Genomic DNA, 14,433 nt, shown 5'->3' with positions numbered 1-14,433 from the left:
AAGGGATCTCTCACAATGGGACAGGACAAGGTGCGGGTCGCCGTCGTCGGCGCGGGCCGGTGGGCACAGGTCGCCCACATCCCCGGCTGGCAGCGTGACCCCCGCGTCGAGGTGGTCGCCCTCGCCGACTCCGACGCGGACGTGGCCGGAGAGGCCGGCAGGCGCTTCGGCGTCGGGCGCGTCGTCACCGACTACCGCGAGCTGCTTGACGACCCCGGCATCGACGTCGTCGACGTGGCCACCGGGAACCGGGCGCACTTCGAGATCTCCTGGGCCGCCCTTGAGGCGGGCAAGCACGTCCTGTGCGAGAAGCCGGTGCACCACGACTACCGGCAGACGCGCAGGGCCGCGGAACTGGCCAGGTCGAAGGGGCTGAAGACCAAGCTGGGCTTCACCTTCAGATACGCCCCCGCCGTGCTGTACGCCAAGGAGCTCATCGACGCGGGCTTCGTCGGCGAGCCGTACATCTTCAACGGCTACGAGCAGAACAGCCAGTGGCTCGACCCCTCGACCCCGCTGCGCCAGGTGGACGCCGACGCCGACCCGGACGTCATCCAGGTGTCGTCCATCGAGGGGTACGGCGCGCCGATCATCGACATCATGCACTGGTGGGTCGACTCCCCGATGACCTCAGCGGTCGGCACGATGCGGAACTTCGTCCCCGAACGCGTCGTACGCGACACCGGCCTGATGACCAGGATGAACATCGACGACGGCGACATGTGGATCGCCGAGTTCGAGAGCGGCGCGCTGGCCTCCATCCAGTCGTCGTTCGTCACGGTCGGCAACTTCCCCGGCATCGAGGCCCGCGTCTACGGCTCCGAGGGCGCGATCGTCGTCAGGCTGGTCGAGGAGGCGGGCGTCTGCCAGACGATCAGGACGGCCAGCAAGGGCTCCGTCGAGTTCGTCGAACGGGAGATCCCGCAGCGTTTCTTCCCCGAGGGCGGCCGCTCGACCGAGCCCTGGCCGCTGCTGTTCTACTCCAACCTGTGCCGGGACTTCGCCGACGAGATCCTCTCCGGCGGCCCGCTCAACCAGGGCGACTTCGGGCAGGGCGCGCTGGTCCAGGAGACGATCAACACCTTCGAACGGTCCTTCCGCGAGCGCAGCTGGGTCACCTTTCCCCTTGAGGGCCCCCTGGAGAGCCCTCTTGAGGGCCCGCTCGAATCGCTTGAGGAGGCCAGGTGACGGGCCAGGAGGCGCACACCTGGGGGAACGCCCACGACGACGCGGCGGCACGGGCCCTGTGTGAGACGGCGCTCGGCGCGGCCTCGGGTCCCGGCGTCGAGTACGCCGACGTCCGGCTCGTCGAGTGCGAGGAGACCCGCCTGTACGGCAGGCACGGCGGGGCGCGCGACGAGCGCTCCGAGCTGAACATGGGTGTCGGGGTGCGGGTCCTGCGCGAGGGGGTCTGGGGGTTCGCCGCGGCGCCGCTCGGTGACGAGGCCGACGTCCGCGCCGTCGCGGGACGGGCCGTCGCCGCCGCACGCGCCGCCGCCTTCGCGGGCGCCGAACGCGTCGCCCTCCCGCCGCGCCCGCCCTCAAGCGGGCGCCACACCACCGAGGTCACGACCGACCCCTTCTCCTTCCCCGGCAGGTACGGCCTGCTCGACCAGGCCCTCGCCGCCGCCGGGGCACCGGAGAAGGTCGTCTCCGCCGAGGTCGGGCTGAACGCCAAACGGCAGCACCGGCACTTCGCCGACAGCGAGGGCTCCCGCCAGCACCAGCACCTGGTCGAGTCGGGCGCCATGGTGCTGGTCTTCGCCGCCGACGAGCACGACGTGCAGCGCCGCTCCTACCCCAACTCCTTCCACGGCAACACCGCCGCGGCCGGATGGGAGTACGTGGAGTCGCTGCGGCTGGCCGAACAGGCCGCGCGGGTCGGTGAGGAGGCCGTCGCCCTGCTCACCGCGCCGGTCGCCCCCTCGGGCACCGCGGACCTGGTGATCGGCCCCGCCCAGATGGCGCTGCAGATCCACGAGTCATGCGGCCACGCCCTCGAACTGGACCGCATCCTCGGCGACGAGTCCAACTTCGCCGGGACGTCCTTCATCACCCCGGACGCGCTCGGCGCGCTGCGCTACGGCTCACCCGCGGTCAACGTCACCGCCGACCCGTCCGTGCCCGGCACCCGGGGCTCCTTCGGCTGGGACGACGAGGGCACCCCGGCCGCGCGCCGGGAGCTGATCCGCGAGGGCGTCGTGGTCGACTTCCTGTCCAGCAGGGACAGCGCCGCCAGGCTCGGCCTCACCCCGATCGGCGCCGCGAGGGCCGACGGCTGGGCCTACCCGCCGGTCTGCTTCGCCACCAACGTCTTCCTCGAACCCGGCTCGGGGAGTCTCGACGAACTGCTCGACCGCCTCGGCGACGGCTACTACGTCGACGACAACCGCAGCTGGTCCATCGACGAGCGCCGCTGGAACTTCCAGTTCGGCACCGAGGTCGCCTACGAGGTACGGCGTGGCAGGCGCGGGCGGCTGCTCAAGAACCTCTCCTACGGCGGTGTGACGCCGCGCTTCTGGGGCTCGGTCGAGGCCGTCGCGGGCCCGGAGGAGTTCAGGGCGTTCGGCATGCCCTGCGGCAAGGGCGAGCCGAAACAGTGGGGCTTCCTCGGGCACGGCGCCTCCCCGGCGCTCGTACGCGGCGTGCGGATCGGGGTCGCGTGATGGCGGGCCCGAACGGAATCCCGGACAGAGGCCGGGACGGAAACCTGGACGGGGGAGACGGGATGAGGCCCTACACCGGCGGGGACCGCGCGCTTGAGGCGGTCGAACGGGCGCTCGCGGGCGCCGCGGGGGCCGACGAGGCGGAGGCCTTCCTCGCCGTGCGCTCGGGGGAGTACACCCGCTTCGCCGGGGAGCGCATCCACCAGGCGCAGGACATCGTGGAACGGCAGCTCATGGTGCGGGTCGTCGTGGACGGCCGTACCGCGCGGGCCGCGACCTCCAGGATCGAGGAGCCGGAGACGGCCGCGCGGGCCGCGCTCGAACTGGCGCGCGGCGGCGCCCGGGGGGCCTGCGGCGTCGCCCGGGCGCGGCCGTACCCGGAACCGGACCTGTGGCACGCCGACGTCGAGGGGTGGGACGCCGCCGCCCGCTCGGCGGAGGCCGCCCACGTCATCGGTGAGGCCAGGGCCGCGGGCGCCGGGGCCTACGGCATGTTCGGCCGCGCCGTCACCGAGCTCGCGGTCGCCGGGACCGGCGGCGTGCGGGCCTACGCCGCCGCGACCGAGGCCTCGGGCGCCCTCACCGTCAAGGCGGGCGAGGGCTCCTCCTACTGGTGTGACCTGGGCAGGTCGGCGCGGGCGCTGGGCCTGCGGGAGGCGGCGAGCCGTACCGTGGCCGAGGCGGCGCGGGCCAGGCGGCCGGTCGAGCTGCCCGACGGCGTGCACGACGTCGTCCTCGGCCCGATCGCCGCCGGTGAGCTGCTGCACTTCTTCGGCGCCTTCGGGTTCACCGGGCAGGCGCTCGCCGCCGGGGTCGGCGCCGTCGCCCGCACCCCGGGCGAGCCGGTCGCCGCGCCGTGCGTCACGGTCGCCGACGACGCGCTCGCCGGGGTCGGGCTGCCGTTCCCGTTCGACATCGAGGGGACACCGAAACGACGGGTCGGGTTCCTCACCGCGGGGCGGGTCGGGGAGGCGGTGACCGATCTGGCCACGGCCGCGGAACTCGGCGTCCCCTCGACCGGGCACGCCCACATCGCCCGCGAGGAGTCACCCCTGGCGATCCCGGCCAACCTGGTCATGGCCCCCGGCGCGACGCCGTACGAGGAGCTCGTCGCCGGGGTCGAACGCGGCGTCTACGTGCAGCGCTTCTGGTACACCCGCGTCGTCGACCCCGGGCGGACCACCATCACCGGGGTGAGCAGGGACGGCTGCTTCCTGATCGAGAACGGCAGGATCACCCGCCCCGTGGCGGGCAAGCGGTTCACCGAGAGCGTCTTCGGGCTGCTGTCCCGGGTGGACGCGGTCGGCGACACACTCGCCACCCAGCCGCTGATGAACGTGTGGAACGGCGCCGCGACCGCCCCCGCCCTGCGGGTGCGCGGCTTCAGGTTCGGACCCAGGCCATGAGGGCGGAGACCAACGCCGCCCGCCTGGTCACCCAGATCCTGACCGGCGAGGTCTGGCCGCCGCTGGCCGACAGGAACGGCCCCAGGCTCGACGCCGACGGCCGCGCCTTCCTGCTGCCCGGCATGGGCGGCGTCACGCTCGGCGTGCACTGCGGCGACCCGGCCACCGGCTACGCCGCCGACCACCTGGAACCCGGCCTGTCCATCCGGCACCGCGACCCCGGGGCCAACATGGCGCTGCAGTTCCTCACCTGCGTCGGCAACACGGTGCGCACCGCCTCGGGGGCGGAGGGGTTCGTGATCGGCCAGCACGCCTACGTGCTCGCCGACCTGCCGGAGGAGGCGCTCGCCGAGGTCACCGTCGGCGACCCCGTCACGGTCGTGGCCAGGGGGCAGGGGCTGCGGCTCACCGACCACCCCGCCCTCGCCGTGAAGAACTGCTCTCCCGAGCTGGTCGAACGGATGCCGGGCGGCACCCGCGCAGACGGAAGGCTTGAGGTGCACGTGGCGGCGACGGTGCCGGCCGAGGCCGTCGGGGCGGGCGCGGGCATGGCCTCCGAGTTCGCCAACACCGACCTCATGGGCGCCTACGCGGGCCTGTCCCCTGACCTGTCGCTGGGCCTTGAGGGGCTGCGGATCGGTGACTTCGTGGCGATCGAGGACGCCGACCACCGCTTCGGTCGCGGCTACCGGTCCGGATATGTCACTATCGGCGTGATCTCCACCGGGCACTGCATGCTGCACGGTCACGGACCGGGGCCGTCGTCCCTGATCACCGGCCCCGCCGAGGCCTTCCACATCGTCCGCAGTCCCGACGCCAACCTGGAGGTGATCCGATGAGCACGCTGGCCGTGAACCTGCTCGGGATCGTCGAACACCCGGAGATCGACGGCATGACGCCCTACCGGATCGACGCCGACGGCAGGCCGTACGTCCCGGCCGGTGACGGCGGTGTCGTGCTCGGCGTACGGCTCGGCGACCCGGCGTTCGGCTTCGACGCCGACCACGTGGCACCGGGGGCCTGCCTGGTCCACCCCGACCCGGCGGCCCGGCACGCGCTGACCGCCTACGCCTGCGTGGGCAACGAGGTCGTGGTCCGTACCGGGGCGGCGCGGGGCGCGCGGGGCTGGGTGGTCGGCAAACGCGGCGAGGCGGGCCGGGTGATCGTCAGCATGGCGCAGGAGCACCTGGCGGCGCTGCGCCCGGGGGACGGGATCTCCGTGCGCGGGCACGGCCAGGGCGCCTCCCTCGGCGTGCCCGGCGTCGAGGTGCTCAACCTCGACCCGCGCCTGCTCGGCCTGCTGCCGCTGCGCGTGGAGGACGGGAAGGTCACGGTGACCGTGCGCGGGACGGTCCCCAGCCGCCTGGTGGGCAACGGCCTGGGCCGTCCCGCGCAGATGTGGGACCTGGACGTGCAGGTCACGCCCTCCACCCCGGGCCTGGCCGGGCTGCGCCTGGGCGACCTGGTCGCGCTCGACGACGTCGACGTGCGGCACAACATGGGTTACCGGCGCGGCTGGCGCACCGTCGGCGTCGTCGCGCACGGCGACAGCCCGCTGCCGGGCCACGGTCCCGGCGTCACCCCCGTCCTGACGGGCCCGGCGGACCTGCTGCCCGTCACGGTCGACCCCGGCGGGGAACCCGCGCTGTCGGAGACCGTGCTGAGCGGCGCTCCATACTGAACCAGACAGGCGTCAACGCGAGCGACGCGAGAGAGGACACCAGGGGAAGTGCTCGAACACCTATCCCTACCCGAGACGGTACGGCTGGCGCTGCGACGCAAGATCCTCAACGACGAGCTGCCCGCCGGGACCAGGCTCGTCGAGGCGGGCATCGCCGAGGAGTACGGCGTGAGCCGGGCGACCGTGCGTCAGGCGCTGCGCGACCTGTCCAACGAGGGACTGGTCGACATCAACCCGCGCAGGTACAGCATGGTCACCCGCATGTCCACCGAGGACATCCAGGACATCTGCTACGCCCGCTGTGTCCTTGAGTCCGCCGCCGCCCGAGACGCCGTGACCAACCTGCCCTCCGGCTTCTTCGAACGTCTCGAACAGCTCGTCCAGGAGATGGACGGCGCGGCCAGGGCGGGTGACATGCAGGAGCTGGTGGACATCGACACCCGCTTCCACCGCGAGATCGTCCTGGCCTCCGGGCGCCGCCGCCTGGCCGAGCTGTGGGAGACCATGAACGGCCACATGTACGCCCTCATGCGTTCCTCGCTCGACCGCCAGCAGCTGGAGATGGCCGAGGCGGCGGGCCGCCACCGTCTCGTCATCAGCGGCCTGGCCTCCGGCGACCCGGAGCGGATCGAGTCGGTCATCCACGCCCACTACCTCGAACCCACGCTGCCCGCGGACACCGGGGGCTGACTTTTCTCACCCGGCACGTTCGAAGGTCTCCCCTTGGGGGAGCGGAGGGCTTGCCGTGTGAGACAAGCAGGGTAGGGGGAGGGACATGGCAGAGTTTCTGACCGACATCACGGAGATCCGGGACAGGGCCCGGCAGGAGATCGACAAGGGGCCGATCACCCCCGCGTACGGCGCCGACCTGGAGCGAGTGATCCAGGTGTGCAACGAGGCGCTGGCCACCGAGCTGGTCTGCGTGCTGCGCTACAAGCGGCACTACTACACCGCGACCGGCATCTACGCCGAGCCGGTCGCCGCCGAGTTCCTCGAACACGCCGGTGAGGAGCAGGAGCACGCCGACATGCTCGCCCGGCGCATCGTGCAGCTCGGCGGCGATCCCGATCTCAGCCCCGAGGCGCTGGCGACCCGGTCCCACACCGAGTACGACGCCAGCCTCGACCTGGTGGAGATGATCAAGGAAGACCTGATCGCGGAGCGGATCGTCATCGTCTCCTACACCGAGATCATCCAGTGGCTCGGCGACCACGACGTCACCACCCGCAGGGTCTTCGAGCACATCCTCGCCCAGGAGGAGGACCACGCCGACGACCTCAGGGGACTGCTCGAACGACTTCCCGCCGCGCTGAAGGGCTGAGGGCGCCGGGCACCGGTTGGAGGACGGCACAACGGGACCGGCCCGGTTCGTCGTGGCGGCCGAAGAAGCGGGGCGGACGGGCGCCTAGCGTTCGGACATGCCCCGCCTCTCCCTCAGCGACCTCTACCGCATAGCGGTTCCGGGAGACCCCCGGCTCCGCCCCGACGGAGGCGCCGTCGCCTACACGGTGACGACGGCCGACCGGGAAACCGACGCCAACCACTCCGAGATCTGGCTCGCCGCCCCCGGCGCCGAGCCGCGCCGCCTGACGGGCGGGCCGCACGACTCCTCCCCCCGCTGGTCTCCGGCGGGCCGTACGCTGGCCTTCCTGCGCCCCGTCGAAGGCAGGGCGCAGATCCACCTGCTGCCGATGGACGGCGGCGAGCCGCGCGTCCTGACGGACGCCCCGCTGGGAGCGGGCGCGGCGGTCTGGTCGCCCGACGGGACCAGGATCGCCTACGCGGCGCCGTACGGGGAGGCCGACCCGGTGGCGCCGGTGGTGACCGACCTGCTCGGCTACAAGGCCGACGGCGCCGGCCTGCTGCGCGGCCTGACGACGCAGCTGTTCGTCGTGGACGTCGAGACGGGACGGACCGTCCGGGTCACCTCGGGAGACGCCTTCGCCGGTGAGCCGTCCTGGACGCCGGACGGCCTGCGCCTGACCTTCGTCACCGACACGGGGCAGGACCGCGACCTGGTCATCGGTGGGGCCGCCTACTCGATCGACGTGCCCGATCCCGGCCCCGAGGACGAATCAGGGGGAGACCCCGAGGGCGTGCCGGAGCGGCTCACCGGCGAGGAGCTGATCTGCGCCGGGGCGTGGTGGACCGGCGGACGGCTGCTGGTCGCCGGGATGACCGGCGGCCCCGTCGGCCACACCCGCCTGTTCCACCTGGACGACGGCGACCTCACCGAGGTGACCGAGGGCCTGGACCGCAACCTCATGGTCGGCGCCCCCGGCTACCCCGGGGCGCTTCCCCAGCAGGCCGGGGACGAACTGGTCTTCTGCGCCCGCGACGGCGGCTGCACCCACCTCTACCGCGCCGGCGGGGACAAGCTCGTCGGCGGGGACCAGGTGGTCTCCGGCGTCAGCGCCGCCGCGGGCAGGATCGCCTACGTCGCGGCCACGCCGCACAGCGCGGGGGAGGTCTACCTCCTGGACCTGCCGGGCGGCCGGGAGGCGGGACAGCCCGCGGCGATGCGGCTGACCTCGTACGCGCTGGAGGACGTCGAGCTGTTCACGCCGCGCAGCCGTACCTTCACCGCGCCGGACGGCACACCGGTCGAGGGATTCGTGCTGCGCGACGAGACGCTCACCGGGCCCGGCCCGCTGCTGCTGGACGTGCACGGCGGCCCGCACAACACGTGGGCCCCGATCTTCGACGGGGTGCACCTCTACCACCAGATGCTCGCGGCCAAGGGGTGGACCGTGCTCACCCTCAACCCCAGGGGCAGCGACGGGTACGGCGAGGCGTTCTACACCGCGACCGTGGGCGCGTGGGGGATCGCCGACACCGACGACTTCCTCAGCCCGATCGACGACCTGGTCGCCGAGGGGGTGGCCGACCCGGACCGGCTCGGGCTGACCGGCTACAGCTACGGCGGCTACGTCTCCTGCTGGCTGCCGACCAGGACGGACCGTTTCAAGGCGGCCATCCCCGGCGGCTGCGTCAGCGACCTGAACAGCATGGCCGGGACCTCCGACCTCGGGTACCTCCTGAAGGTCCACGAGTGCGGCGGGGACGTCACGGGCCAGTCGCCCATGGAGAACGTCGGGAAGGTCACCACGCCGACCCTCCTCCTGCACGGGGAGGACGACGACCGCTGCCCCGTCGGCCAGGCCGAGCAGTGGTTCGCCGCGCTGCGCGAGCGGGGCGTCCCGGTCAGGCTCGTCCGCTACCCCGGCGGCTCCCACCTGTTCATCCTCAACGGCAGGCCCTCCCACCGAACGGACTACAACGAAAGGATCGTCGCATGGCTGGAACAGTGGATCCCCAGCGCTGGCACGGCCGTCTCGCCGAGCTGATCGCCGAGTACGAGGTTCCCGGCGCGAACCTGGCCTTCCTGCACGAGGGGGAGGTCCACGAGTTCGCCGCGGGGCTGCTCAACGTGGACACCGGGGTCGAGGCGACCACGGACTCGCTCTTCCAGATCGGTTCGGTCACCAAGGTGTGGACCGCGACCCAGATCATGGTCCTGGCCGAGCAGGGCGCGCTGACGCTGGACACGCCGGTCTGCGAGGTCCTGCCCGAGTTCCGGGTCGCCGACCCCGAGGTGACCAAGACCGTCACGGTCAGGCACCTGCTCTCCCACACCTCGGGCATCGACGGCGACCTCTTCCTCGACACCGGCCGTGGTGACGACTGCGTGGAGAAGTACGTCGCGGCCTGCGCCGACCTCGCGCAGAACCACCCCCTCGGTGTGACCCAGTCCTACTGCAACTCGGGCTTCGTCGTCGCCGGGCGTGTCATCGAGCGGCTCACCGGCAAGACCTGGGACGCCGCGCTGCGCGAGCAGATCATCGAGCCGCTCGGGCTGACCCACACCTGGACGCTGCCCGAGGACGTGCTGCGCTTCCGCGCCGCCATGGGACACCTCGACGGCAAGCCCGCCCCCGTCTCCAGCCTCATGCGTTCGGCCGGCCCCGCCGGGCTGATCTCCGCCCGCCCCGCCGACGTCGTCGCCTTCGGCCGCGCCCACCTGGGCACCGGGCTGCTGGCCGACCCGAAGGCGATGTGGGAGCCGCAGGTCGACATCCCCAACCCGTACACCCTCGGCAGGCAGTGGGGCATCGGCTGGATCCTGGACGAGTGGCAGGGCCACCGGGTGATCTCCCACGGCGGCAACACCATCGGCCAGGCCGCCATGTTCTGGGTGCTGCCCGACACCGAGACGGTCGTGTGCTCGCTGGCCAACGGCGGCCACACCGCGGCCTTCCACCAGGCGGTGGCCACCGAGCTGTTCGCCGAGCTGGCCGGGATCACGGTCCCGCCCGTGCTGGGCCCGCCCGCCGAGCCGTTCCAGACCGACCGGGAGCGTTACACCGGCGTGTACCAGCGGGCGGGCAGCCGGATGACGGTGAGCCTGCGCGAGGACAGGATGTTCCTGCTCATCGAGCCCACCGGGGCCCTCGCCGCGCTGCAGCCGCCCGTGGAGATCGAGCTCCTCGCCGTGAACGAGACCACCTTCGTCGGCCGCCCCGAGGGAGACCCCCAGTGGCTCTCGGCCGTCTTCTACGAGCTCCCCGACGGCTCGCCGTACGTCCACCTCGGCGTCCGCGCCACCCCGAAGATCGCCTGAGGAGTGAGAATGCTGGAGAACCTTCAGGAGCGTCTCGACGGGATCGCCCGTGAACACGGCGTGCCCGGCGCCTCGCTCGCGCTCTGGGCCGGCGGTGAGCTGATCCAGGTCGCCACCGGCGTGGTCAACCGGGACACCGGCGTGGAGACCACGCCGGACAGCGTCTTCCAGGTCGGCTCGACCACCAAGGTCTGGACCGCCACGCTGGTCATGCAGCTCGTGGACGAGGGCCTGGTCGACCTGGACCGTCCGGTTCGGGACTATCTGCCGGAGTTCGCCGTCGCCGACGGCTCGGAGAAGGTCATCACCGTCAGGCACCTGCTCACCCACAGCGGCGGCTTCGACGGTGACCTGTTCGAGGACACCGGGCGCGGCGACGACTGCCTGGACAAGTACATCGGCTTCCTGCACGACGCGGGGCACGTCCACGAGCCCGGAGCCCTGTTCTCCTACTGCAACTCCGGCTACTGCGTGCTCGGCGCCCTGGTCGCCAGGCTGCGCGGCACCACCTGGGAGCAGGCCATGCGCGAGCACCTGCTCGGGCCGCTCGGCGCGACGCACTGGGCGCTGCTGCCCGAGGAGGCCATCCTGTTCCGGGCGGCGGCCGGGCACCTCGGCCCCGACGGCGCCGTCCACCGGTCGTGGGCGATGCCGCGCTCCAACGCCCCCGCGGGCTCGACCATGTGCCTGGCCCTGCGCGAGCTGGTCCGCTTCGGCCGCATGTTCGTCGCGGGCGGCGTGGCGCAGGACGGCACCCGGCTGCTGTCGGAGGAGGCCGTCGCCGCCATGCGGACCGGGCAGATCGACGTGCCCGGCGTTCCCGGGCTGCTCGCCGACCGCTGGGGCCTGGGGTTCGAGCTGTTCGACTGGGGCGGCGAGGTCTACGGGCACGACGGCGGCACGATCGGGCAGAGCACGTTCTGGCGGGTCGTGCCCGGGTCGGACTTCGTGATCGCGATGAGCGTCAACGGCGGCTCCGTCGCCGGGATGATCTCCGACCTGGCGCTGCCGCTGATCCGCGAGGTCACCGGCCTGCCCGTGCCCGACCTGCCCGTCCCGGCTCCCGCGCCGGGGGAGGTCGATCCGTCGCCCTACCTCGGTGAGTACTCCGGGCCGATGTACAGCTGGGAGGTGGCCGGGGCTCCCGGCGGCCTGGACGTCACCCTGGTCCCCGGCGAGTTCATGCGGCAGACCGGCCAGACGCGGACCACCACCCGGTTCGTGCACCACGAGGGCCACTCCTTCATCGCGGCCGAGCCCAGGGGCGGCATGCACGAGACGGTCACCTTCGTGGTCGGCGAGGACGGGCGGATCACCCACCTGCACTCGGGCGCCAGGACGCTGCGTCGTGTCTGAGATCTCCGGCGCGCTGCGCGCGGTGTTCGAGGAGGCGGAGACCGAGGGCTTCGTCCACGTCCGGGAGATCGACGGCGACGCCGAGGTCTGCCTCGGCGCCGACGACCCGGTGGTGCTCGCCTCGGTGTTCAAGCTTCCGATCCTGCTGGAGTACGCCAGGCAGGCGGCGGACGGGAGGCTGGAGCGCACCGAGCGGCTGACGGTGACCGCGGCCGACAAGGACGGCGGCATCGGCACCTCCGGGTGCGTGGACGACGTCTCGCTCACCCTGCGCGACCTGGCCCACTTCATGATGACCATGAGTGACAACGCGGCGACCGACGTGCTGCTGCGCCGGGTCGGGCTCGGCAACGTGCACGCCACGCTGCGCGAGCTGGGCCTGGAGCGGACCCGGCTGATCGGCGGCTGCGCCGAACTGCTGGGCAGCGTGGTCACCGAACTCGGCCTGTCCGGCCTGGACGACGAGGAGGGGCTCGCCGCGGTCACCGAGGAGCGGATCAGGTCGCTCGCCGTGCGCGACCCCGAGCGGACGACCTCCGGTACGCCCCGGGAGATCACCACCCTGCTGGGCCTGATCTGGCGGGACGAGGCCGGTCCGGCCGAGGCGTGCGCCGAGGCGCGCAGGATCCTGGGCAACCAGATCTGGCCGCACCGCCTGTCCTCCGCGTTCGGCGACGAGGTGAAGATCTCCGGGAAGACCGGAACGCTCTGGGGCATCCGCAACGAGGCGGGCGTGCTGGAGTATCCGGACGGGCGGCGGTACGCGGCGGCGGTCTTCCTGCGGACCCGCTCGTTCGGGCTCAGGTTGCCCAAGGCGGACGCGGCCATCGGCCGTGCGGTTCGTGTGGCGATAGACCATCTGCGCACCTAATGTCACTTTATGTCCATTATCGTGAGCGGATGAGCAATCGGCCACGTTCCAGCCTCCGGCGCATCCTGGAAGACCTGGGAAGCACGGTGCTGGACGTGGCCGCCTCGCCCGGCGAGCTCGACGCCGAGGTCACCGGCGTGCACATCTACGACCCCCTCGACGAGCTGTTGCTCGCCGAGGGGAACATCCTGCTGGCCGTCGGGGTCGACCGCGCCGAGCAGATCTGCGCCCTGCTCGACGCGGCGGGCCCGGCGGCGGGCGTCGTCGTCAAGCAGCCCGTCGACGTCGACGAACTCGTCCGCGCCAAGGTGCTGGAGACCGGGGTCGCCGTCCTCGGGCTGACCAGGGCCGCCTCCTGGGCGCAGGTGGCGGCCCTGCTGCGCTCCCTGCTGGCCGAGGGCGACCTGGCCGAGCCGGGGGAGGCCCCTGCCGACGACCTGTTCTCGCTGGCCAACGCCGTGTGCGCGCTGCTGGACGCCCCGGTGACCATCGAGGACCGCTCCTCCAGGGTGCTGGCCTACTCGGGACGGCAGGACGAGGCCGACCCGGGCCGTGTCGAGACGGTGCTCGGCCGCCAGGTGCCCATGCGCTACCGGCGGATGCTGGAGGAACGCGGCTTCTTCAGGAAGCTCTACCAGAGCCACGAGCCGATCTACCTGGAACTGGACGGTGACAGCATCCACCGGGCCGCGGTCGCCGTACGGTCGGGCGACGAGATCCTCGGCTCCATCTGGGCCGCGGTGCGCGAACCGCTGAGCGACCAGCGGCAGCGCGCCCTCGCCGACGCCGCCAAGATCGTCGCCCTGCAGCTGCTGCGGCAGCGGGCCGGGGCCGACACCCGCCGCAGGCTCCGCGCCGACCTGCTGTCGACCGTGCTGGCCGGGGGCAAGGACGCCGCGGAGGCCGCGGGACGGCTCGGCGTCGCCAGCGAACGGCTGTGCGTGCTCGCCGCCCAGCTCAGCGGCAGGTCCGACGGCGACGCCGCGCGCAGGGAGAGCGACAGGCAGCGCTTCTGCGACGCGCTCGCCCTGCACGTCGGGGCCATCCACCCCAAGGCGGCGGCCGCGCTGGTCGGCTCGGTCGCCTACGCCGTCCTGCCGCTGCACGCGGGCAGCGGCGGCGAGGAGGAGTCGCGGGCCGTACGGGTCGCCGAGAGCTTCCTGGCCCGCGTCGGCCCCAGACACCCCGCCAACATCGGGGTCGGGCGCCTGGCGGGAAACCTCTCCGAGGTGGCCAGGTCCAGGGCCGACGCCGACAGGGCGCTGCGCGTGCTGCGCGCCAGGGAGGCCTCCGGCGCCGTCGCCGGCTACACCGGCGTGCACTTCGAGGCGCTGCTGCTGCAGCTGGCCGACCTGGCCGAGGCGGAGGAGCAGGCGCCGACCGGCCCCTACGAACGGCTGCTGGCCTACGACGCCGAACACGGCAGCGAGCTCGTCCCCACCCTGCGGGCCTACCTCGACGCCTTCGGCGACGTCAACGCCGCCGCGGCCAGGGTCCACGTGCACGCCAACACCTTCCGTTACCGGCTGAAGCGGCTCACCGAGATCGGCGGCCTGGACCTGGGCGACTCCGAGGCCAGGCTGACCGTGATGCTCCAGATGCGGATCTTCGGCAGATAACACGACGGGCGACCCGCTTTTTGTGATTGAGCACGAAGAACGAGCCGCGCGAAAGAGCGATTGTGGGGCATCGCCCTCCACCTTCCTGGAGTTCCGTTGACATCCTCCTCTCCCTGAAGGGAGGGGATTCCCGCGGTCGCCCGTGGGGGTTCCTGCTTCACGGCCAGTTGCCCGCCCGAGAGGACTCTCGTTGAGGTCTTACACCAGCTCAGC

12 protein-coding genes are annotated in these 14,433 nt (G+C 72.5%); all 12 read left to right on the top strand.

Annotation, left to right across the window (positions count from 1 at the left end; translation table 11 throughout):
- The first annotated feature begins 15 nt into the window (after nucleotides 1-15).
- The 12 genes from ABZ463_RS13510 to ABZ463_RS13455 all read left to right on the top strand — a co-directional run bounded on the left by ABZ463_RS13510 (nucleotide 16) and on the right by ABZ463_RS13455 (nucleotide 14,220).
- The gene (locus ABZ463_RS13510; protein ID WP_352012055.1) at nucleotides 16-1,188 is read left to right on the top strand and encodes a Gfo/Idh/MocA family oxidoreductase; all 1,173 of its coding nucleotides are present in this window, start codon (nucleotides 16-18) and stop codon (nucleotides 1,186-1,188) included.
- The gene (locus tag ABZ463_RS13505; protein ID WP_352012056.1) at nucleotides 1,185-2,666 is read left to right on the top strand and encodes a TldD/PmbA family protein; all 1,482 of its coding nucleotides are present in this window, start codon (nucleotides 1,185-1,187) and stop codon (nucleotides 2,664-2,666) included. The genes ABZ463_RS13510 and ABZ463_RS13505 overlap by 4 nt, the downstream gene beginning before the upstream one ends.
- Before the next feature lie 62 nt (nucleotides 2,667-2,728).
- Nucleotides 2,729-4,072: a TldD/PmbA family protein gene (locus ABZ463_RS13500; protein ID WP_362775950.1), complete on the top strand. Its 1,344-nt coding sequence runs from the start codon at nucleotides 2,729-2,731 to the stop codon at nucleotides 4,070-4,072.
- The gene (locus ABZ463_RS13495; RefSeq protein ID WP_362775948.1) at nucleotides 4,069-4,911 is read left to right on the top strand and encodes a DUF4438 domain-containing protein; all 843 of its coding nucleotides are present in this window, start codon (nucleotides 4,069-4,071) and stop codon (nucleotides 4,909-4,911) included. Before ABZ463_RS13500 ends, ABZ463_RS13495 begins: the two co-directional genes overlap by 4 nt.
- Entirely contained in the window at nucleotides 4,908-5,753 is an 846-nt protein-coding gene (locus ABZ463_RS13490; protein ID WP_362775946.1) for a DUF4438 domain-containing protein, read from the top strand. Before ABZ463_RS13495 ends, ABZ463_RS13490 begins: the two co-directional genes overlap by 4 nt.
- Before the next feature lie 48 nt (nucleotides 5,754-5,801).
- Nucleotides 5,802-6,443: a GntR family transcriptional regulator gene (locus ABZ463_RS13485; RefSeq protein WP_352012060.1), complete on the top strand. Its 642-nt coding sequence runs from the start codon at nucleotides 5,802-5,804 to the stop codon at nucleotides 6,441-6,443.
- A gap of 85 nt (nucleotides 6,444-6,528) precedes the next feature.
- On the top strand, nucleotides 6,529-7,074 hold the full coding sequence (locus tag ABZ463_RS13480) for a ferritin-like domain-containing protein (protein WP_352012061.1): 546 nt from the start codon (nucleotides 6,529-6,531) through the stop codon (nucleotides 7,072-7,074).
- Nucleotides 7,075-7,171: 97 nt separating this feature from the next.
- Complete coding sequence (locus tag ABZ463_RS13475) at nucleotides 7,172-9,100, top strand: S9 family peptidase (RefSeq protein WP_362775943.1); 1,929 nt, start codon at nucleotides 7,172-7,174, stop codon at nucleotides 9,098-9,100.
- Complete coding sequence (locus ABZ463_RS13470; protein WP_352012063.1) at nucleotides 9,049-10,374, top strand: serine hydrolase domain-containing protein; 1,326 nt, start codon at nucleotides 9,049-9,051, stop codon at nucleotides 10,372-10,374. The genes ABZ463_RS13475 and ABZ463_RS13470 overlap by 52 nt, the downstream gene beginning before the upstream one ends.
- 9 nt (nucleotides 10,375-10,383) lie before the next feature.
- Nucleotides 10,384-11,730, top strand: a complete 1,347-nt coding sequence (locus ABZ463_RS13465) for a serine hydrolase domain-containing protein (protein ID WP_352012064.1) — start codon at nucleotides 10,384-10,386, stop codon at nucleotides 11,728-11,730.
- Complete coding sequence (locus ABZ463_RS13460) at nucleotides 11,723-12,601, top strand: serine hydrolase (protein WP_362775940.1); 879 nt, start codon at nucleotides 11,723-11,725, stop codon at nucleotides 12,599-12,601. Before ABZ463_RS13465 ends, ABZ463_RS13460 begins: the two co-directional genes overlap by 8 nt.
- 29 nt (nucleotides 12,602-12,630) lie before the next feature.
- Nucleotides 12,631-14,220, top strand: a complete 1,590-nt coding sequence (locus tag ABZ463_RS13455; protein WP_352012066.1) for a helix-turn-helix domain-containing protein — start codon at nucleotides 12,631-12,633, stop codon at nucleotides 14,218-14,220.
- Nucleotides 14,221-14,433: the final 213 nt, after the last annotated feature.

Source organism: Streptosporangium sp. NPDC020145 (genome assembly GCF_040631275.1).
Classification (GTDB): Bacteria; Actinomycetota; Actinomycetes; order Streptosporangiales; family Streptosporangiaceae; genus Streptosporangium.
The sequence above is the reverse complement of the archived record's forward strand: the minus strand, read 5'-3'. Positions and strand labels throughout refer to the sequence as shown.

Excerpts from the sequence above, each read along its gene's own strand:
- ABZ463_RS13490 (WP_362775946.1), top strand. The coding sequence starts at position 4,908 with ATGAGCACGCTGGCCGTGAACCTGCTCGGGATCGTCGAACACCCGGAG.
- ABZ463_RS13465 (WP_352012064.1), top strand. The coding sequence starts at position 10,384 with ATGCTGGAGAACCTTCAGGAGCGTCTCGACGGGATCGCCCGTGAACAC.
- ABZ463_RS13510 (WP_352012055.1), top strand. The coding sequence starts at position 16 with ATGGGACAGGACAAGGTGCGGGTCGCCGTCGTCGGCGCGGGCCGGTGG.
- ABZ463_RS13500 (WP_362775950.1), top strand. The coding sequence starts at position 2,729 with ATGAGGCCCTACACCGGCGGGGACCGCGCGCTTGAGGCGGTCGAACGG.
- ABZ463_RS13480 (WP_352012061.1), top strand. The coding sequence starts at position 6,529 with ATGGCAGAGTTTCTGACCGACATCACGGAGATCCGGGACAGGGCCCGG.
- ABZ463_RS13475 (WP_362775943.1), top strand. The coding sequence starts at position 7,172 with ATGCCCCGCCTCTCCCTCAGCGACCTCTACCGCATAGCGGTTCCGGGA.
- ABZ463_RS13455 (WP_352012066.1), top strand. The coding sequence starts at position 12,631 with ATGAGCAATCGGCCACGTTCCAGCCTCCGGCGCATCCTGGAAGACCTG.
- ABZ463_RS13470 (WP_352012063.1), top strand. The coding sequence starts at position 9,049 with ATGGCTGGAACAGTGGATCCCCAGCGCTGGCACGGCCGTCTCGCCGAG.
- ABZ463_RS13495 (WP_362775948.1), top strand. The coding sequence starts at position 4,069 with ATGAGGGCGGAGACCAACGCCGCCCGCCTGGTCACCCAGATCCTGACC.